The sequence below is a fragment of the Methanosarcina subterranea genome, assembly GCF_055385895.1.
The window spans coordinates 3746116-3767954 of record NZ_AP042426.1 but is presented as its reverse complement, the minus strand read 5'-3'; the positions used below and the strand labels follow the sequence as shown (position 1 = coordinate 3767954).

Sequence of the window (21839 nt, the reverse complement as noted above, 5' to 3'; positions counted from 1 at the left end):
GGAAATTTCTTGCTATTTTTCTGCTACTGTGAATTTTATATTAAATTCCGTTCCATTGATCCTTTTCAGTTCAAGTTCGCCTTCTAACTGGTCTACAAGGGTGGTTACCAGCTGCATGCCAAGAGTGTCGGAATTTTCTAAATCAAGGCTTTCAGGAATACCCACTCCGTTATCTGAAACTGTCAGAATAAAGCTGGTGCCTTTTTCGGCTTCGCTTGTGCTCCCTACTCTGTTGTTTTTACATTCTCCGTTTTCTTCCCTATAAAGTTTAATTTGAATTTTTCCTTTCTCTCTATCTTGAAATGCATGTTTGAGAGAATTCGAAACGAGTTCATTAACAATTATCCCTAATGGAACCACCGTATCCATTTCGAGGAAAGTTTTTTCCTCTATTTCCAGAACCAAATGGGTTCCTGAATCTTCGATATTGTAACACCTGAAGAGTTCCTTTGTCAGTTTCTTCAGGTATGCCGCAAAATTAAGAGTATTGTTGTCTCTGGATTCGTATAGTTCTTCATGGATTAAGGCCATGGAAATAACCCGATTCTGGCTGTCCCTGAAAGCTTTGAGAACCTTCGAAGTGTTACATATTTCATAGTCAGCGAATTTTTCAGCCTGAAGGTCGAGAAGAGATGAGACCACCTGCAGATTGTTCTTAATCCTGTGGTGAATCTCTTTTTTACGAACCTCTTCAATTTTTGTCAGGGCGTCCTCTGCTTCTTTTTTCTCGGTAATATCAGTTATTACTCCGAGGATTCTGTAAGGCTTTCCGCTTTTATCTGCAAAGCAGATTCCACGCTCTTCGATATAGATATAGTTTCCATCTTTTTTTCGGAATCTGAACTGCTGATTAAGCTTTTCTCCTTTCTTCAGAAAAGTATCAACTCTTTCTATTGTTCGATTCAGATCTTCAGGATGAATCCTTTCCAGCCAGGCAGTATCATGTATAGATTTGAACTCTTCAGCCGCATATCCGGTAATTTCCTCGATAGCACCTGCCCAGTTGACTTTATCCTCCTTGATATTAAAGTCATATACGAGCTGACCTATCTGCTCTGTGACAATCCTATACCTTTCTTCGCTTTTTAGAAGTTCTTCTTCTGCTCTTTTGCTTTCAGTTATATCCCTGGCGATAATTGAGATAGCTGTGAGCTCTCCGGAGATATCAAAAACCGAAGAAAGAGTTATTGAGACGTCTATTATTGTACCGTCCTTTCTTAACCGTAAAGTTTCATAATGGTGGATTTTCTCTCCCTTTTTAATCATTTCAATTAATTTCTTTGTTTCTTTGTCTAATAGAAATGGCGTTAGAATTGTTATGGGCCTTCCCAGGATTTCTTCAGCCGAATAACCATAAATTTGTTCTGCCCCTTTATTCCAGCTGGTAATAATACCATCAAGAGACTTGGTTATAATAGCATCATTTGATGATTCCACTATATTTGCTAAATTCCGAATTTTCTCTTCTGTTTTTTTACGCTCAATAGAATACCTGATAGAACGTCCTAATAGTCTGCCATCTATTTGCCCTTTGACTAAATAGTCCTGGGCACCTTTCTTTACAGCGTCAATTCCAATTTTTTCATCATTCATGCCGGTTAGAATTATTATGGGAATTCGTGGATTTACTGCATGAATATCAAGAAAAGTGTCGATACCGTCGCTATCTGGCAATCCCAGGTCTGACAGTATAACATCAAATGGACGCTCTTTAAGAAGGTTCAAGCCCTCATCCAGAGTTTCGACATTTTTAAACTCATATGGGAAACTGGCAAATTCTTCGAGCATCTCTTCAATCAGACCCGCATCCCCGGGGTTATCCTCGAAAAGCAAGATTTCGACTTTTTTATCCATAACTGAACCGTCCTATCCGGGCATGTTGATCTTATTTTGGCGGTAATTTCACAACTTCAAGCCAGAAGTCTTCTATGGATTTAATTACCTTTATGAATTGGTCAAAGTCAACAGGTTTAGTGATATAGGCATTAGAATGAAGATTGTAAGATTTAAGTATGTCTTCTTCAGCTTTGGAGGTCGTTAAAACCACTACTGGTATATTTTTAAGGTCATCGTCTTCCTTTACTTCTTCAAGAACCTCGCGTCCATCTTTTTTCGGTAAATTCAAATCGAGAAGAATTATATCCGGGCGCGGGACATCTGAAAACTGCCCTTCGCCACGTAAAAAGAGTATTGCATCTTCTCCGTCGTCTACAACATGCAGATTATTCCGAATTTTTGCATCTTCAAAAACTTCTTCGATTAATCCGACATCTCCTTCACTATCTTCTACTAAAAGAATTTCTACTGGTCTAGCTGCTATTTGTGTTCTCATTTTTTAAGACCTTCTTAACTGGTAAGGTAAAATAAAAGGTAAAATAAAAGGTAAAATAAAGGTTTTGAATCTTCTTAACCTTTAGAAAAGGTTGGTCAAAATTTGAACTAACTTTCAGAATCAAGATCTTGACTATGAAACTATGTTTCACACGGACTTTTGAAAGTCAATTTGTAGCGTGAAATTCAAGACTCAATTTGTAGCGTGAAATAAAAGGTTGAGCCTTTACCCACTTCAGATTCTACCCATATATGCCCTCCATGTCTTTCTACAATTTTTTTACAAATTGAAAGCCCTATTCCTGTTCCCGGGTATTCTTCCTTTTTATGCAACCTTTTAAAAACTTCAAAGATTCTTTCTGAATATTTGGGATCAATTCCAATTCCATTATCCTGCACTGAAAATAACCATTTTTTGCCTTTTTTCTCTGCAGAAATATGAATTTCCGGTACCTCTTTACTGCGGAATTTTATTGCATTGCTGATTAAATTCTGAAATACCTGGGCCAACTGAGTAGAATCTGCCATTACCTTATTAGGTAAACGACCATGGGATACGATAGCTTCATTTTCTTTTATAGATGCTTCCAAATTAGATAATACTTGATTCAACATGGATTCACAATCTGTAAGTTCAAATTCCCTGGCCTTTGTAGTTACTCGAGAGAATTCCAGAAGATCTTCTATCAAGCTTTGCATACGGGAAGCCCCATCCACAGCAAAGTGAATGTATTTATCAGCTTTATCGTCAAGCTGTCCTTGATATTTCCTTTGCAAAAGCTGTAAATAACTTGCTACCATTCTTAAGGGTTCTTGTAAGTCGTGAGATGCTACGTAAGCGAATTGTTCTAATTCTGCATTTGAACGGGCAAGTTCTTCCAATTTCAGTTTTAACATTTCTTCTGCTTTTTTTCGCTCGGTAATGTCACGTGCTGCGGCAAAAACACCAATAACCTCACCAGACTCATCTTGATAAACTGAAGCATTATACAAAACTGGTGTCAAGCGCCCTCTTCTGTTCTGGATCTCAAGCTCATAATCAAACACCAATCCTTCCCTGAATACCTGTTTATATCCTTCTTTGGCTTTATCAGGCTCAGTAAAATAGTCCGAAAAATCAGTTCCAATCAACTCTTCACGAGAATAACCGGTGACAAGTTCTGTAGCTTTATTTACATCGGTTATCTTTCCATCAGGACCAATAGTAACCAGAGGATCCAAACTGGCTTCAATCAGGCTACGGTTATACTTGCTTACCAGTTTAAGCTCTTCTGCTTTCTTGCGTTCTGAAAAAAGAGTAGCATTCTCTAAAGAAATGGCTGCCTGCGATACTAATAATTCCATCATATCTGTTTTTCCCGGTGTAAATACCGAATCGGATAGACGGTTTTCCAGGTACAGTACGCCTATCATCTTTGATTGTTTGATCACCGGCAGACAAAGGACAGAGCGTAATTGCATATCCTGGACTTTCGGATTGTCTTTAAATATGCCTTCCTGTGCGGCGTTATTCAGCATCAATCGTTCTCCGGTCCGGTGAACATAATGGACGATCGATTCGCAGATCTCTTCCGTATCTTCAAGTTTTTTGTGGAACGTCTTTACCACTTCTTTGTCTGTGGCATGACTTTCGGCGCGAATAAGCAAGTTGCCTTCCTCTTCGATTAACAAATACCCGTGCTGTGCCCCCGAACTCTCGATAACCACGTTCATAATTTTTTTCAACAAAGCTTCCTGCTCGATCTCAGCGGAAATGGCAAGAGATGACTTCATGAGGTATTCGATATCTAGGTCAGGAAGGGTATGGGAAGGAGACTCAACCGTTGGGTACGGATAAGAAATCTTTTCTTCCTCAAAATAATCCGGGTATTTTTCGATAAGATTGATTTCTTTTCGTTCTGCATGACATCTCTTGTACAAACCTGCAGCTTCGGCAAAATATATCCCTTCGGAACATCTGCCAGCCTGCAGAAGAAGTTCCCCGAGGGATTCGTTGAGATGCCCTTCTAGAAGCGTATAATTTTGTTTATGTGCCGACTCTATAGCATCAAGGTAAAGACTCCTGGCTTCCTTAAATTCGCCAGTGACTCTTTCCAATTCGGCATATATAAAAGCAAGATAGGGCTTCAATAAAGGTCCCAAACCGGCCCATGTCTCGATCTTTTTAATGATGGGCTGGATTTCAGTCAGCAATTCCTGTTCACTCTTAAAGCCCATACCTCCCTCATACAGCTTAAGAGAGTTCAACACTCTGAAAACATGCCATTGCCTCTTCAGCACATTGTCAGTAAGACCCGATAAATACTTCTCGACTCCGACAAGGTACTTTTCGGCCTCTTCATACTCTCCGAAATAGTAATGAGTAAGAGCCATGTGTACATAATAACATCCTGCAGAAGCAATGTGGTTATCCTGCTCCCACTTACTCAGCTTTTCCTCCATAGGCGTAGGCGAATATCCCGTCTTCATAGGCTCAATCCAGCCCGCCTGCATCGCGTCTGCAAGGCCTACGGAAAATGATAGATGATATCTGTTGGAGAACTGAAGGCATTCTCTGGCATAATCTTCAATAATAGACAGGTCTGCTCCCTGAACCTGAAGGTTCCACATCAGAGGACCATATGAAAGACCGGCATTATATAGGTCGCCACAGTTCTTTCCGCATTGAATCGACTTGAGACAATAATCTACAATCTCGCCTGGGTGGCTTCTTGAGTGCATGTTGCACCATACGATCCCATTCATGCCGCGCGTAGCACCGAAAGTATTTGGGTATTTTGCCGATAAGTCACGGGCAAGGTCTTCATATCTGAATGCAGACTCGAACTCTTCCTGTTCTCCGAGCTGAAGTCCCATAATGCTGAAAGAATAGATTACGGATTCATCCATGCCACCAGAAAGACAATGCTGTGTCGACTGCGCAGCTGAGAGATAAAGCTGTGGAACAAGGCCGGACATATACAGGTCGGGAATAAGCTCGCTATAAAATGCAAGCTCGATCTTGCTTCTCCTGTCCGTAGTGAAAGGCATGCTTAGAATAGTTCCCCATACATCGATATCTTTTGAAGCAATTTCAGCCATTATCTTCTGTCGTTTTCTGTTCGCATCTCCGGGATCGTCAGGAATAACCTTGCCAAAATAGGCAAGCCCTCGGCTTGCAGTCTCGATGGCTTTGATAAAATTGCCTATGGACGACATCGAGGTCGTTTGTTCCGCCAGGCATTCCGCCTTGTCCAGATCGGTTTTAGCATGGTCGAGCAAATAATTGAGCAACCTTTCGGAATCCCCATAATTCCCACACATAAGTTCCGTCTTCGCCGCCTTCTGGAATATCCTGAAAGTACGCTCATAGTGATTGTCCTCCCAGCAGTCATCCGGTAATAATTCCCTGCTGAGATTGAAATATTCATTTGCCACTTCTGTGGCAAGAGAGTTCAGTGCCTTGTTTCCAGCGTGGTAGTTGATATCGGACAAAAGATACGCCGTTTCTGAGCCAAGATTGTTCTCTCTTCCGAGGTTAAGATGTGAAACAATGGTAAACAGGTTGTCGAGTTTTTCAAGGTCAGCATTCTCCGGAACAGCGGAAAAGAGGTGGTTTCCCACTTGCCAGTGAATTTGGCGGCGTCTTTTTACTGGGATGGAAAATAAGGCTGCTTCCTGGACCTTGTCGTGGATGAACTGCAACTGATTTTTATTTTCTATCAACAGTCCCTGTCCTAGAGCCGGTTTCAGAATCTCAAAGGTTTCCAGCAAGGTCATTTCCCTGATTAATGATAGTTCAGCAGGCGAAAAGGTATTTCCCATGCAGGCACAATATTCGATCAGTTCTATAAGGTTCGGCGGAAGCTTCTGTATCTTTGAGCTGAAAAGAGAGACCACTGTGGTCGGCATGCTTGACTGCCTGATCTTGTCGAGGTCCCAACGCCATTGCCTCTCACTGTCAAGATAGAGAAGATCTTCATTGTGCAGATATGACAGGCTTTCACTGACAAAGAGCGGGTTGCCTTCAGTCAGTGTGCTTATGAAATCTGATAACGCCTTGGTCGGCGGAAGTGGAGAATCAAGAATGTATGAGACCATTTCATGGCAATGCTCAGGTTTCAATGGTCCCAGCCTGACCTCCTTCAATGGCTGGCCACCCTTCCTGATATTCAGGATAAGCTTGCAAAGAGGATGGCTTGAGTCCACCTCGTTATGGCGGTATGCTCCCAATAAAAAAAGGTAAGGATGGTTCCTGTAATTGGCGAATACATTTTCCAGAAAGTCAAAGGATGCTACATCACACCATTGAAGGTCATCGATGAATAAGGTAAGAGGATTCTCCTCGCTCGCCAGGCAACCTAAAAATTGATCAAAGAGGTTACGGAATCTGTTCAACGATTCAACCGGAGGAAGCTGTTTAACCTCGGGTTGTGGCCCGATCAGGATTTCCAGTTCCGGAATGACATCTGTCAAAACTTTTCCATTTTGGTCTACTGCCTTCAATATCTTATCCTTCCACACTGCCACCCGCTCATTACTTTCGGTAAGAAGTGTCCGCATCAAATTTCTGAGCGCCTGGATAAGGGAGCTGTAGGGGATATTTTTCTGATATACGTCGAATTTTCCCGATGTGAAATAACCCCTGTGTTTCACAATCGGCTTTTGCAGTTCCTGTATCAGGCGAGTCTTTCCGATACCTGACAGCCCGGAGATTAACAACGATCTAAAATCTCCCCTGGTGACCCGTTCGTATTCTTTAAGGATTATTTTAGCCTCGTTGTCGCGGCCAACCATTTTGGATATAAAAGTAGCCCTGTGAGTGTAAACGCAGCTTTCCAGAGGGAATTCGCAAATTGTTCCTGTGGCAGAATATTCGTCCCGGCACATTATGAGGTCAGCTAAAAGCCCGCTTGCGCTTTGGTAACGTTTTTCAGGTTCCTTAAGCATCATTTTGGCCACGATTTTACTCAGGGTTACAGGAATATCCGGGTTTAATTCATGAATACAAGAAGCCTCTTCAGCGAGGTGAGAATGTATCAATTCAAGCGGGTCGTCGAGTGAAAAAGGGAGACGAACGGTCAGCATCTCATAACACACGATTCCCAGCGAGTACAAATCTGAAGAAAAAACTATCCTGTGACTGATGCGTCCGGTTTGCTCTGGAGAAGTATACGCCAGGGTTTCCCTGATAAAAGAGCGGTCATAAATAAAATGGCTGACGTCCCTAACGTCAAGGGTGCTAATGAAGTCTATCAACCGAATGGTAAGCGTGCTGGAGTCAACAAGTATGTTGTGAGGTTTGATGCCGCCGTGAATAATTCCAGCTTCATGGACTTTTTCCAGGGCGGAAGCAAGCCCGATAGCTATTGTAAAAAAATCGTTCAAAGAAATCCTGGAGTGCACGTCCATTAACTTATCGAGGGTGATTCCTTCAAGATATTCCTGAGTTATGAAGCAGATCTCTTCTTTGTCGCTGAAGGAGATGGGTGTAATCACCAAAGGACTGTTTAAAACCTTGAGGTGTTCAATTTTCTGCATGACCTGGGATTTTTTATAACCGGACAAAAAGTTCGCTTTCATAACCTTGAGCACAAGCAACTGGTTAGGATTTCTTTTGAGATATGCCTTGTAGATAGCCGCTTGAGGACTTTCGGCTATTTTTTCAATTATTTCATAATTGGGAATTATCATTTCAATTCAACCTCATAATGACATGTTGTTGAGCAATATGTTCAAATGGATATGATCCGGTATTTGCCGATTAATTCATACCTTTTTCATAAGTAATGAAATCAACCCAGTCATCTTTCTCAAGCCAGAAAGTGCTCTCTGTCAACTTCAAACCGTAATAGCCACTCGCGAAGGACTGATTGAGTTTTCCAACTGAGCTATTAAGATTTTCTCCGAATCGAAAAGACTCTCTTTTAGTCCCGAATACATAAATCTCATTTTGGTGGTAACTTCACAATTTCAAGCCAGAAGTTTTCTATGGATTTAATTACCTTTATGAACTGGTCAAAGTCAACAGGTTTAGTGATATAGGCATTAGCATAGAGATTGTAAGATTTAAGTATGTCTTCTTCAGCTTTGGAGGTGGTTAAAATTACTACTGGTATATTTTTAAGGTCATCATCTTTCTTTATTTCTTCAAGAACCTCGCGTCCGTCTTTTTTTGGTAGATTCAAATCCAGAAGTATTATATCCGGGCGCGGGACATCTGAAAACTGCCCTTCGCCACGTAAAAAGAGCATTGCATCTTCTCCATCCTCTACAACATGAAGATTATTCTGAATTTTTGCATCTTCAAAAACTTCTTCGACTAATCCAATATCTCCTTCGCTATCTTCTACTAAAAGAATCTCTACCGGTTTAGCTAGTGCCGTTATTGACATTCGTGAGATCTCCTTAATTCGTAAGTTACATAAAATATTCAAATCTACTGAATCGGAGTAAGAAATAAGATTCTGCTTTATGTATTAAAAGCTGGTTTTTTGAATTCTCTTGGGTTGATTGGCAGCGTGAAGTAAAAGGTTGAGCCTTTGCCTACTTCGGATTCTACCCATATATGTCCTCCATGTCTTTCCACAATTTTTTTACAAATTGAAAGCCCTATTCCTGTTCCTGGGTATTCTTCCCTTTTATGCAACTTTTTAAAGACTTCAAAGATTCTTTCTGAATATTTGGAATCAATTCCAATTCCATTATCCTGCACTGAAAATAACCATTTGTCACTTTTTTTCTCTGCAGAAACATAAATTTCCGGTATCTCTTCACTGCGGAATTTTATTGCATTGCTGATCAGATTCTGAAATACCTGGGTCAGCTGGATGTAATCTGCTATTACCTTATTAGGCAAGGGACCATTGGATACGGTAGCCTCATTTTCTTTTATAGATATTTCTAAATCAGATAATGCCTGATTTAAAATAGATTCACAATCTGTGGGCTCAAATTCCCTGGCCTTTGTAGTTACTCGAGAGAATTCCAGAAGATCATTTATCAAGCTTTGCATACGGGAAGCCCCGTTCACAGCAAAGTTTATGTATTTATCAGCTTTATCATCAAGCTGTCCTTGATATTTCCTTTGCAAAAGCTGTAAATAACTTGCTATTATTCTTAAAGGCTCTTGTAAATCATGAGATGCTACGTAAGCGAATTGTTCTAATTCTGCATTTGAACGGGCAAGTTCTTCCAATTTCAATTTTAACATTTCTTCTGCTTTTTTAAGTTCAGTAATATCACGCGCACCTGCAAAAATCCCAATGACCTCGCCATCTTCGTCCCTATAGACAGATGCGTTATACAATACTGGTGTAATGTCAGTAGTTCGCTAAAATCTTTCCTCCACTTTTACTCTACCTTCATTTATCTCAAACACCACACTGTTGTCCTCACTCTTAACTTTCTTCTTATCCATTCCTTAATAATAAGTATAAATACTTCAAATCTGAACTTATCCTCATCTATGACCTGAGGTCCTCTTTTGACAATAGTAAAATGTTTATTCTGAATGTATAGCCATATATTTTTTAGTAGAAAGGATACCAATGCATAAAAGTACCTTATAGTTGCGTTTTTAGATGATGTCTTTGGTCTAACCACATTCCTCATCCTGTATGACGATTCAATAGCAAATCTTCTTCTGTAAACTGTACTGACCTTTCTTGGAGACCATTTAACTCCAAAAACAACAAAACCAAGGTTCTCACATCCCTTTTTACCTCTCTTTCCTTTCAGATACTTAACATCAATGATAATGTCTAAAAGAATCTTTTTCTTAGAATTCTTCATGACATATTGTGTACTTCGAGCCTTATTCCCATTCATAAGTTGCTTCATCTTCTCTCCTTTCTTGACAACAGGAACTATGTGAGGAACACCATTACTTTGCAAAAATTCAAACACATCTATAGAATAAAACTCTCTATCAAGGCAGAGAACCTTGATTTTAAAATTCAGTCTTTTGATGAGATAGAGAAAATAGGAGAGGTATTCAACCATTGGTTTTTTCTTTTCTACAGGAAGAACAGATACAGTAAACCTTTCGTTCTTGTTAGTGATGTAGAGGGAGATATATGAGTAAAAAGAGTTTGTTGACTTTTTAGCTTGGCTACGAATTACATATTTCTCGTTAGACGAATCTGTTTTCCCGTAATAAGGATCGTTGGTTAAATCAATGGCAAACTCATAGCTCTTACCTGTTTTGAGAGTTTTTAGGGGATTTTGAAGAAGAATCTTTTCATTGGATAGGATCAATTCGTCCATGTTTAGTTTCTTAAGATGGTAACGTAAAGATGTTTCACAAGCAACAGCAGAATACTGTTTTGAGACAGAATGGACTGAACTCTTATCGACTGCCAAACTCACAACAGTACGAATAATGTCTTCACTTGTAAGTGAACCATTGATCTTGAGGATTACATGAGATGTGAGAGGTTGTAATACAGAATCAATACAGTACTTTGACTTTAATTCGATTTTAAACCTATTTCTGAACTTATTTGTGAAAAAAGACATAGAGAGGCATTTTTCATTACATATAAAGGTATCGAGAAGCTTCCGTAATGAGGAAATCAAAATTAGCGAAGTACTGAATGTGTCCGTTTCTGTGCTGGATTTCCAGAGCGTAATCCCGCACCAGTCCTTCCCTGAATACCTGTTTATATCCTTCTTTAGCTTTTTCAGGTTCGGTAAAATAACTCGAAAAGTCGGTGCCAATAAGTTCTTTCCGAGAATATCCGGTGACAGACTCCGTAGCTTCATTTACATCCGTAATTCTACCATCAGGGCCAATAGTAACCAGAGGATCCAGGCTTGCTTCTATCAGACTGCGGTTGTACTTGCTGGCTAGTTCAAGTTCTTTTTGCGCTTTTTTAAGTTCAGCGATATCACGTGCTGCAGCAAAAATCCCGATAACTCCTCCATCTTCATCCCGATAAACAGAGGCATTATACAGAACAGGAGTCGTTTTTCTACTCCTGTGCTGGATTTCCAGAGCATAATCAAGAACTGACCCTTCTTGGAATACATGTTTGTATCCTTCCCTGGCTTTTTCAGGTTCCGTAAAGTAATCCGAGAAATCGGTTCCTATCAATTCGCTCCTGTTATAACCTGTAACCAGTTCGGTAGCCTCATTTACATCGGTTATCTTGCCGTCAGGACCTATAGTAACCAGTGGGTCCAGACTGGCTTCAATCAGGCTACGGTTATATGCGTTAGCGAACTCCAGCGCTTTTTCAGCTTTTTTCCTCTCGGTAATATCCTGAACTATTCCCATCATCCGGACAGGGACATTTTCCTTATCGAAAATAACTTCACCCTGTTCATGGACTATGCGTTCTTCTCCATTGGCTAAGATAGTCCGATGATCAATGCTGTAAGGTTTCCCATCTAAAGCTTCTATGACAGCATTATTCACATAGTCCCGGTCATCTGGATGTACATAACTTAAAAATGCATCGTAAGTCGCGCCGAATTCTTGAGGATTGCGTCCAAAAATCCGATAAATTTCATCAGACCAGTATAACCCGTTAGTTACAATATTCCAATCCCAATTCCCAAGGTGTGCCATTTTTTGGGCTTCAGCAAGCCCTTTTTCACTTTCTTTCAAGGATTTATAAGCCTTTTCAAGCTCTGCTGTACGTTCTTCAACCAGCTCTTCTAAATTGTCGAGTGTCTCTTTCAACTTAGTTTCTGCTATTTTTATATCCGTAATATCACGGGAAATAGCAAGAACAGAAGCAACTTCACCGTCAACAAACTCAGGTACTATTCGTGTATTAAAGTAGTATTTTTTTCCCTGAAGCGATATATGTTCAAACTCCATTGTTTCGGGCTTTCCTATGGTAAAGACCTTCTCATGGTGTTCTTCCCAGAACCTTACTTTCGCAGGGTCCATACCCAGTTCGCTGTGAGTTTTCCCAATGATTTCTTCCGGAGACCAGCCGTAAGGTACTCTGGCTGCTGGATTAGCATACAGGTGGCGATTCTGCCTGTCAAACCGGGCGATAACATCAGGAGAATTTTCAGCCAATGTACGAAAACGTTCTTCTCTTTCGGCAAGCTCTGAAGTCTGCTCTCTGACCAGCTCCTCCAGATGCTCTCTGTGCTTCTTTATTTCCATCTCATTGTTTTTTCGCTCGGTAATGTCTATGCCCACTTCCATAATGAATGCGGAACCGTCTGAGTCCTTGAACGGATAGTCGTAGATATCGTAGTTACGGTTATCCGGACCGAGCCACTCCCAATGATGAGGCGCGCCCGTTTTGAACACTTTATAGGTTTCACAGTTCTCACAGGGTTCAGTGCGCTGGAAGAGGTACTCATAGCAACGCCGACCCTCAGACTTGCCAAAGCGCTCCTTGAAAAAACGGTTCGCAAACGGCACATGGTAATCCTCTGAGAGCAGTATCACGTAAGCCGGCAGCATGTCCAGCACGCTGTTGAATCGCTCCCGTTCGGCTTGCACGGCCTCGGCAACCTTACGATGCGCTTCGCTCTCGTGCAGTGCCTCCTCCATCCGTTTGCTTTCTGTAATATCCCGGATGATGGCGACTACCCGGGGTTCCCCCCTGCTATCTGTGAAATAAGCTGTGGTTACATCTCCGAGGAATGTAGTCCCGTCTCTGCGCCTGTAAGTGAGCTCGACTCTTGCCGGTCCAGAGTATACACGTTCCTTTAATAAGGTGGACAGCGCAGGATCTTCCAGGTCAAGCGTCACACTGAATTTCTTACCGATCAGTTCTTCCTCCGCCCATCCCAGTATTCTGCAGGCTGCTGGATTAACCGACAGGATTTTTCCACCATCTTCCAGGTCACTCAGGATTATGGCATCCACACTGTGGTCAAAGAGCATGCGGTACCGTTCTTCGCTTTCCCTCAGAGCTTCATTTGTTTCCTTGAGTTCCTCGGACTGAGCATACAACTCCTCCGATTGTCCCTGGATATCTTCGTAAGCCTTAAGCAGTGCTTCTTCAGCCTGCTTGCGTTCGTTGATATCGCGGGCAACATGAACGCTCCCAATGAGCTTTCCTTCCGAATCGTGAAGCGGTGAGACGCTCACCAGGCAATAGCCTCCTAGACAGTCCTCGCAAACTTCTGCAGTGTGTTCCCGCCCGTCCTTAAGCAACTGCCTTTGTGGACAAAAGGAGGGAGGTTCGCCTGTCCTATGGACAGCACTAAAGCAAGTCAATCCTTCACACTCTTCTGGTGTTACATCCAGTTTTGCTGCCATAGCTTTATTTGCCCGAACAATTCGATACTCTGTGTCCAGTATGGCAATCAAATCAGGCATAGAATCAAAGGTATGTTCCCAGTGCCGTGTAGCCTTAACAGCTGCCTCTTCTGCTTTTTTGCTCCTGGAACTTTCTATTTGCTCCCATTTTCCTTTCTTTTTGATCAAAGCAAATTGATGGTTGATCACTACATCTATTATCTCAGTTGAGTTACACCTCTCCAGACAATAGGTGCAGAGAGCTATCATCTGGTAATTGCCGAGAACTCTATCTATTTTTTTCTCGTATTCGACGAAATCATTCCAGTCTTCTTTTTCTAGCCAGAATGTGTTCCCGCTCAACCTTAACCCATCATAACCATTGGCATGTGCATTGTTGATTTTTTCAACCCAGCCGCTTAAAACTTTCTCTGAGTCAAATATACCTTCTTTTACATACCAGTGAGTGTAGGGAATAATTTCAATCTGCCCTTTCTGTATATAAAAATCAAAATCAGGAATTCCCTTTCTAAGGGCTTCTTTTGCCTCTTCTACACCCAGTGGCTGTGATGTGACCCACATGCAAAATTCGTTATTTTCCAGTCCTGCTCTGAAGTAAGGGACAAGCACGTCCGTTAAATCTTCTTTTGTCTGATAGAACTGGCAGAAGTGCGTTCCCCAGGGAAGATCCCCAATAATATCAATACCGGATGTTCTCATTTTTCTTTCCCCAGTTTTTCTCATTTTTTCTTCCATTCCACATTTCTCTATACATCAAGAGTGACTTAAAAAATAATATTTAGGAAGCTGCTGCTGATTTATCTTCTCTAAATCAGAATTTTTTTCAGCTCTTTGCCGTATTATGCATGATATTTATACTTATTTTTTCAGGAAACACAAAACCAGACTGGCAAAAGTTCACAATGTCAGTTCTGTTCCGCCACTATGCATATAAATAAAGGTGCAAACCTTCGAGAGCACGGAAAATACGGACGGTGCGGAAAATTGTAGCTCTGCGTATCAATTCTCTCGAGTTCGGCGAGAGAGGTAGCGTGATGTTGTGAATGTGCAGTGGGGCTAAAAGAAAAATCTATGATTTTTCTGGTCCCGAGATGCAATTAGGGCTGCAGAGCCTCAAACCTCTTATTCTCTATTCAAGTTCCACAGCGCTTTACGGCAGGTTCTCAGGAATATATTACGATTTCCTATAATGTATTTCTATAGTTGTTTCTATATTTGTTATTTTGAGCAAGTTCACTTTCAAGAAAAGTGAATTTTAATATTTCTAAATCTATAGTTGTTTCTATATTTGTTATTTTGAGCAAGTTCACTTTCAAGAAAAGTGAATTTTAATATTTCTAAAAAATAAGAAATCTATTTCTTATTTAAGTGTTTGTAAAAGAAATCATATCTCAGTTATGCTCTTTAGCATGAATAACTAGCATATAAATTACTTATTATAATAATTATAAGCGTTTAGCTTTCATCCAAAACCATTAAAAATTAGGTGCAGCAAATATTCTTACTTCCTCAAAAACGGAAGGCAATTCCATATTCACTGCAGTTATATAGGGTCGAAAGTTTCAGCTTACTGAAAAATTGTCATTTTTGTTTCTTTTCTGATCACGTCCTCACTCCCACCACTCATATAGCATCCCTGTCTGGATGTGAGTTCTGAAGTTTTTTCCTTTCTGGACTCCGCGTATGAAACTATAAAAAGAATAAAACCCCTGGAAGGGCTTTTTGCCTGAAAATTTCCCTTATTTTTCCTCTGGTACGGCGAACCTTATGATGAATTCAGCTCCAGAATCTTTTTTTAATTCAAGTTCGCCATCTAGCTGGTCTACAAGAGCGGCTACCAGTTGTATGCCAAGTGTACTTGAGGTTTCCAGACTGAAACTTTCAGGTATACCGGCTCCATTGTCCGAAACCGTTAAGATAAAACTCTTATTCTCATGTCTCTCTTCTTTGCTTCCATCTCTGCAGCCTACAGGTTCTCTGTTTTTTCCCCTGCTCAGTTTTATTTGAATAACTCCTTTATCTCTGCCCCGGAATGCGTACTTGAGGGAGTTTGAAACAAGTTCATTCACAATTAGTCCCAGTGGGACGGCAGTATCCATATCAAAGAAAGTATCCTCTTCCAGATCGATTTTTAAACTAATATCGGCATTTCCGATAGTATAAGTCTGGAAAAGGTTTTCCACAAGTCTCTGGAGGTATGGCGAAAAATTCAATGTGTCGGTTCTTCCACCTTCATGCAGCTCTTCATGGATCAGGGCAATGGATATTACTCTGTCCTGACTTTCTCTGAAAGCATTGAGGACTTCCGAATCCCCAACGTATTTCCTGCCTCTGAACTTATCAGCCTGGAGGTCAAGCAGGGAAGAAATTACCTGCAGATTATTTTTGATCCTGTGATGAATTTCCTTTTTACGGGCAATCTCAAAGTTTTCCAGGGCTTTTTCAGCTTTTTTACGCTCGGTAATATCCTGAACTACCCCCTTTATTCGAACAGGGATATTTTTATTCTCCAGAACTAATTCAGATGTTAGATGGACTATACGCTCTTCTCCGCTAGCCAGGACAATCCTGTAGTCGACACCAAATGGTTTTCCTTTTACAGCTTTTTTAATGGCATCACAATAGTAGTCTAGATCATCGGGATGTATGTAAGACAAGTATTCATTGTAAGAGGGCGCTGCTTTTTTGGAATCTCTTCCGAAAATACGATACATTTCCTCAGACCAGTATGTTTTATCAGATGCAATATCCCATTCCCAGTTCCCGATATGAGCCATTTTTTGAGCTTCAGCAAGACCTTTCTCGTTCTCTTTCAATGATTTATAAGCTTTCTCAAGTTCTGCTGTGCGCTCTTTAACAAGATCTTCCAGGTTATCCAGAGTATCTTTCAACCGGGATTCTGCTTCTTTTATATCCGTGATATCGTGGGAAATAGCAAGAACAGAAGTCACTTCACAATCAACAAACTCAGGTACTATTCGCGTATTAAAATAGTATTCTTTTCTTTCAGGCGATTTATAATGAAATTCCATTGTTTCGGGTTTTCCTGTAGCAAAAACATTTTCATAGTGTTCCTCCCAGAATTTCACCTGTTGAGGGTCCATTCCCAGATCGCTATTCGTTTTCCCTATGATTTCTTCTGGAGACCTGCCATAAGGTTCCACAGCTGCAGGATTAGCATATGTGTGGCGCTTTTGCCTGTCAAATCGGCTGATTATATCAGGGGAATTCTCAGCCAGCGTACGGAATTTGTTCTCACTTTCCCTCAATGCATACACCAGGGTGTCTCGTTCCGCCAGCGAATGGGCCAGTTTGATATTGCTATAGCTTAGTTGCGAGAGTATGTTTGCAAACCCCATCAAGAAATCCATTCCTTTGTCCACAGTCTTCCTGTTCAGCCTCGGAACTTTCTCAAGCGCTGTTATATAATCGTCCTCATTGAAACCATATTTTCTTGCCTGAGATCGGAATATCTTATAGTCCAGAGTTTCGTTCTCAAAAAAAAACTGCCCTGAAAAAATGCTTCCAACTTGCTGACCTGCAACCATAATCGGGGTCGCTATGTCCCACATATTATTCCTGCACCTGTAGAGCTTGAACTCTCCCGGAGAAACACCCGTTGATAGTTCTGTATCGCTTTCTATACAGTGACTGCTGGTTTCGGGGTGGACCCTGTGAAATCTGGTGCAGATATCCTGCCATCCTGCACATGCCAGAACATTACCTTTAAGATCGTTCAAACCCACAGGAACATGAGTAAGCTCATAAAAATCATTTATGAGGGACTGAATCGCCGGGATATCGACAGCCTCGGCAAGTTCGAAGGTATCCGTCTCATTGACAGGTGAGAGAATTTTTTCCAACTTTAGCCTGACGCGCTGTTCATTCTGACGGAGTGTATCTTCAGCCTGCTTCCGCTCGGTGATATCACGGTCCACGTGTATACTCCCAATAAGCTGTCCCTTTGAATCGTGCAGCGGTGAGACGCTTACAAGGAAATAACCGCCCAGACAATCCTCGTACACCTCAGTACTGTGCTCAAGCCCGTCCTTAAGCAGCTGCCTGTGAGGGCAAAAAGACGGAGGTTCGTCTGTCCCGTGGATAACACGATAGCAGGTTAAACCTGTACATTCTTCCGGTATCACTCCCAGTCTTGCCGCCATTGCCCTGTTTGCGCGGACAATCCTGTATTCAGTATCAATTATGGCTATAAGGTCCGGAACAGCATCAAATGTATACTCCCAGTTTTTTGCAGCCTGAACAGCTGCTTCTTCCGCTTTTCTGCGTTTTGGGCTCTCTATCTGCTCCCATTTCCCTTCTTTTTTAATTAGAGTAAATTGATGGTTGGTAACAACATCAATTATTTCAGTTGCATTGCATTTATCAAGAGGATAAGCACACATCGCTATTAGCCTGAAGTTACCAATAGCACTATCTACTTTTTCTTCATAACCAGTGAATTTGTCCCAGTCTGTTTTTTTCAGCCAGGACATATTTCCGCTCGTTCTTAAGCCATAGTACCCGCATGCTATAGCATGATTGAGCTTTTCAACTCCTGTATTTAAGACCCTCTCCGGGTCGAAACTCCCTTCTTTTAAATAAAAACGAGTCTCAGGAATAATCTCGATCTGTCCTTTCTCCAGATAATTATCAAGGTCATGAACAACTTTTCTCAGGGATTCTTTTGCTTCTTCTGCTTTCAGGGGTTCTGAAATGGCCCACAGGCATAACTCGTTATTTTCCAGCCCTGCTTTAAAGTAAGGAATAAGGATTTCCATTAAATCTTCTTTTGTCTGGTAAAACTGGCAGAAATGAGTTCCCCATGGCACATCCCCAATAATGTCAATCCCAGATTTTCTCAGTTGTCCTTTCATCCCATACCCCTTCCTGGGATTATTCCAGTATTATCCTATTTCATACCCTCAATTCAGCATTCATAGCTGGATTTAAAATTTGCACCGGATTCTTATGATAGCTTTACACAAATTCCCTTTCAGTAAAAGAAGTTTAGATATTTTCAAAAAATAAGGTAATTTTATCTTCAATTTGGATATTTTGTGAACTAAAACAGTACTACAAATGTTCTCTCAATTGAATTATCGGTTTAAGTGTTCTCTTAACAAGATTGCAATTTGTAAAAATGATGCTATAGGGTATATTTGTAACTAATTATTTTTTGCTTTTATTTTGTAATTTAAGTGGGTAAATATTTTCACTTTTCCATGAATGGAAATAGAGTCATATTTACCGCACTAAGAGTATCTGAAGCATACAGTGTTTGATCTTGCTGAAAATATTCTCTGCTATTTCTTCTCTAAATTATGTCCCGCACTCCCATCCGCTCATGTAGCATTCCTGCTTGGAAGTGAGCTCGTCTGTGCTTATTCCCATCGATTCGAGTTTCAGTTTTGCCACGTAGGTATCAAGTTCCCTGGGGACCCCGTGGACTCCGTTCAAAAGTTTGTTTTCAGCAATATAGCGCACACAGAGGGCCTGGTTTGCAAAACTCATATCCATGACCTCGGCAGGGTGCCCGTCACCGGCAGCGAGGTTTACAAGCCTGCCTTCGGCGATTACGTTAATGCGCCTGTTTCCGATATCATATTCTTTGATATTGTGTCTTACAGTTTTGACTGATTTTGCAAGGGAGGCAAGGGCTTCCATGTCGATTTCCACATTGAAATGTCCTGAGTTTGCAAGGATTGCCCCGTCCTGCATGACCTTGAAGTGATCGGCTGTAAGGATATCACGGTTTCCTGTGGCAGTCACGAAGATCTCTCCTATTTTCGCAGCATCTGCCATTTTCATAACCCTGTATCCGTCCATCCTGGCTTCAAGGGCTCGTATGGGGTCTATTTCAGTGACGATTACATTTGCTCCAAGGCCTGCAGCCCGCATTGCAACCCCGCGCCCGCACCAGCCGTAGCCTGCAACAACAACATTTTTGCCTGCCACAAGGAGGTTTGTGGTCCTGTTTATCCCGTCCCAGGCTGACTGGCCTGTCCCGTAGCGGTTGTCAAAAAGGTACTTGGTCATGGCATCATTTACGGCTATCACAGGCATCTTAAGCGCGCCGTCTTTTTCCATGGCATGAAGCCTGTGCACTCCTGTGGTGGTTTCCTCGCAGCCTCCGAGAATCTTCGGAAGCATATGTGGCCTTTCTTTGTGAAGCTTGAATATAAGGTCTGCTCCGTCATCGATTGTGATGTCAGGCTCAATGTCAAGGACTTTATCTATTGCTTCGTAATACTCGCTCGTACAGCACCCGTATCTTGCAAAACAGCTTATATTCTTCCGGGTATCGAGAGCCATTGCCACATCGTCCTGTGTACTCAGGGGGTTGCAGCCTGAAATTGCAACCTGTGCGCCGCCTGCAGCCAGGGTTTCAACAAGAACTGCTGTTTTTGCTTCTACATGCAGGGCCATCCCTACTTTCAGCCCTTTCAAGGGTTTTTCTTCCTCAAATTTCTCCCTAATGATCGCAAGCACGGGCATGTGGCTTCTTGCCCATTCCATTTTCATGTTTCCGGATTCTATGAGTTCTTTTTCAGTCATGGTAATCCCGTCATATCAGACTAATGATTGAATAGGATGATTAAATAAAATGCTTTAATAGAATAATTGAATGGAATTATTGAATGGAATTATTGAATGGAATTATTGAATCTAATAATTGAATGAAACGATTGAATATTGATGGTACTTTGATTATTTGAAATGTTTCTATGAGTCCACCCAAATTTGATTATTTGAAATGTTTCTATGAGTTCACCCAAACTGTAACTCCGGTTGCCAACAGTCAAAGCGGACCGGTGTTAAGTTCAATTTTCAAGTATTTATTATTCCTGTATGATAATATTTCACGCGTTTACTTCATACGCCGCGATGCTTTTCAGGCTTTTACCCTTGCTACAAGCTCTTCTGCGGCTATTTTGGCTTCTTCCATCACTTTTTCCTCATCCAGCACGAGAACTCTGTAATTATCCATCAGGATTTTTCCGTTTACAATTGTTGTCCTGACATCGCTTCCTCTTGCAGAGTATACCAGGTGGGAAGGGATATCAAAGCAGGGAGTAAGGTGCGGTTTTTTCATATCCACTATGATTATATCCGCCTTCTTTCCTGCTCTCAACATTCCGGTTTCCGTGCCAAGGGCTTTTGCTCCATTAACGGTTGCCATCTTCAGCACCTGGCGAGCCGGAAGGGCAGTAGGGTTGCCTGTGCTCACTTTGTGCAGAAGGGCAGCGGTTTTCATTTCTTCAAATAGGTCAAGGTTGTTGTTTGAGGCACAGCCGTCCGTCCCAAGGCTGACATTCACTCCTCTTTCCAGCATTTTGTGCACAGGTGCAATCCCGGATGCAAGTTTCATATTGCTTATGGGGTTATGAGATACATTTACTCCCCTTTCCTTTAAAACTTCTATATCGCCATCCGAAAGCCATACACAGTGGGCTGCAAGCACATCAGGTCCGAAAAACCCTATGTCATCGAGCAGATGAACCGAACACTTCCCGTATCTTTCTTTCATTGCCAGCAGTTCGGCTTCGGTCTCCAGGACATGGATATGGATGCCCGCTCCGTCCTTTCTGGCTTCCTCCTTTACCTTTGTAAGAAACTCGTCCGAGCATGTATTCGGGGCATGGGGTCCGTACATGGTTTTTATTCTGCCCCCTGCTGCTCCCTGCCAGGCTCTGACAAAGCGTCTGCCTTCTTTAAGGTCAGCTTCCCCTTTTTCTTTGTTCCAGAGTTCAATCAGGCCGTGGGAAAGCGAAGCCCGGAGCCCTGATGCCTCAACCGCTTTTGCGGTCTCGTCCATAAAGAAATACATATCTGCAAAGGATGTCGTGCCGGATTTGATCATTTCCAGGCATGCAAGCAGGCTTCCTTTGTACACATCTTCTGCCTTCAGCTGGGCTTCGGCAGGCCAGATATGTCCCTGAAGCCACTCCGCAAGCTGAAGGTCATCGGCATAACCCCGGAAAAGGGTCATTGCTGCATGGGTGTGCGTGTTCACAAGCCCTGGCATCACTACCGAACCTTTAGCATCAATCACGGTTTCGGCACTTTCTTTTGTTTTTTCCCCAATTTCCGTGATCTTTCCGTCTTCAATAACGACGGTCCCATTTTTAAGGTCTCCAGCATCAGGATCCATTGTTAAAACGTAAGCATTTTTTATGATTATGTCAGCCATATGATCATATCCATCAGTTTAAACTGCAAGTTTATTGACTGCAAATTTATTGAACTTCAACCTGTTAGATGATGAACACGAGTTTACGAGGTTATCCTAAAA

The 21839-nt window shown here is 41.7% G+C and carries 10 protein-coding genes; all 10 read right to left on the bottom strand.

Annotated elements, in window-relative coordinates; translation table 11 throughout:
• Positions 1 to 12: 12 nt before the first annotated feature.
• Complete coding sequence (locus tag ACZ5A8_RS16390; protein WP_464530353.1) at positions 13 to 1854, bottom strand: PAS domain S-box protein; 1842 nt, start codon at positions 1852 to 1854, stop codon at positions 13 to 15.
• Positions 1855 to 1885: 31 nt separating this feature from the next.
• On the bottom strand, positions 1886 to 2332 hold the full coding sequence (locus ACZ5A8_RS16385; RefSeq protein ID WP_464530351.1) for a response regulator: 447 nt from the start codon (positions 2330 to 2332) through the stop codon (positions 1886 to 1888).
• A 185-nt stretch (positions 2333 to 2517) separates the two neighbouring features.
• Positions 2518 to 8004 (bottom strand): AAA family ATPase, encoded by a 5487-nt coding sequence (locus ACZ5A8_RS16380; protein ID WP_464530349.1) that lies wholly within the window; start codon positions 8002 to 8004, stop codon positions 2518 to 2520.
• Positions 8005 to 8258: 254 nt separating this feature from the next.
• The gene (locus ACZ5A8_RS16375; protein WP_464530347.1) at positions 8259 to 8705 is read right to left on the bottom strand and encodes a response regulator; all 447 of its coding nucleotides are present in this window, start codon (positions 8703 to 8705) and stop codon (positions 8259 to 8261) included.
• Positions 8706 to 8782: 77 nt separating this feature from the next.
• Positions 8783 to 9619 (bottom strand): sensor histidine kinase, encoded by an 837-nt coding sequence (locus tag ACZ5A8_RS16370; protein WP_464530345.1) that lies wholly within the window; start codon positions 9617 to 9619, stop codon positions 8783 to 8785.
• Between the two features lie 59 nt (positions 9620 to 9678).
• On the bottom strand, positions 9679 to 10830 hold the full coding sequence (locus ACZ5A8_RS16365) for an ISH3 family transposase (protein WP_464530343.1): 1152 nt from the start codon (positions 10828 to 10830) through the stop codon (positions 9679 to 9681).
• A gap of 16 nt (positions 10831 to 10846) precedes the next feature.
• Positions 10847 to 14245: a PAS domain S-box protein gene (locus tag ACZ5A8_RS16360; RefSeq protein ID WP_464530341.1), complete on the bottom strand. Its 3399-nt coding sequence runs from the start codon at positions 14243 to 14245 to the stop codon at positions 10847 to 10849.
• Positions 14246 to 15285: 1040 nt separating this feature from the next.
• Positions 15286 to 18420 carry a PocR ligand-binding domain-containing protein gene (locus ACZ5A8_RS16355; RefSeq protein WP_464530340.1) on the bottom strand — a complete coding sequence of 1045 codons (3135 nt, stop codon included), beginning with the start codon at positions 18418 to 18420 and terminating at the stop codon, positions 15286 to 15288.
• Between the two features lie 445 nt (positions 18421 to 18865).
• Positions 18866 to 20101, bottom strand: a complete 1236-nt coding sequence (locus ACZ5A8_RS16350) for an adenosylhomocysteinase (protein ID WP_229391198.1) — start codon at positions 20099 to 20101, stop codon at positions 18866 to 18868.
• A gap of 337 nt (positions 20102 to 20438) precedes the next feature.
• On the bottom strand, positions 20439 to 21737 hold the full coding sequence (locus ACZ5A8_RS16345; RefSeq protein WP_464530338.1) for an amidohydrolase family protein: 1299 nt from the start codon (positions 21735 to 21737) through the stop codon (positions 20439 to 20441).
• Positions 21738 to 21839 lie beyond the last annotated feature (102 nt).

Excerpts from the sequence above, each read along its gene's own strand:
- ACZ5A8_RS16390 (WP_464530353.1), bottom strand. The coding sequence starts at position 1,854 with ATGGATAAAAAAGTCGAAATCTTGCTTTTCGAGGATAACCCCGGGGAT.
- ACZ5A8_RS16385 (WP_464530351.1), bottom strand. The coding sequence starts at position 2,332 with ATGAGAACACAAATAGCAGCTAGACCAGTAGAAATTCTTTTAGTAGAA.
- ACZ5A8_RS16380 (WP_464530349.1), bottom strand. The coding sequence starts at position 8,004 with ATGATAATTCCCAATTATGAAATAATTGAAAAAATAGCCGAAAGTCCT.
- ACZ5A8_RS16375 (WP_464530347.1), bottom strand. The coding sequence starts at position 8,705 with ATGTCAATAACGGCACTAGCTAAACCGGTAGAGATTCTTTTAGTAGAA.
- ACZ5A8_RS16365 (WP_464530343.1), bottom strand. The coding sequence starts at position 10,830 with ATGTCTTTTTTCACAAATAAGTTCAGAAATAGGTTTAAAATCGAATTA.
- ACZ5A8_RS16360 (WP_464530341.1), bottom strand. The coding sequence starts at position 14,245 with ATGAGAACATCCGGTATTGATATTATTGGGGATCTTCCCTGGGGAACG.
- ACZ5A8_RS16355 (WP_464530340.1), bottom strand. The coding sequence starts at position 18,420 with ATGAAAGGACAACTGAGAAAATCTGGGATTGACATTATTGGGGATGTG.
- ACZ5A8_RS16350 (WP_229391198.1), bottom strand. The coding sequence starts at position 20,101 with ATGACTGAAAAAGAACTCATAGAATCCGGAAACATGAAAATGGAATGG.
- ACZ5A8_RS16345 (WP_464530338.1), bottom strand. The coding sequence starts at position 21,737 with ATGGCTGACATAATCATAAAAAATGCTTACGTTTTAACAATGGATCCT.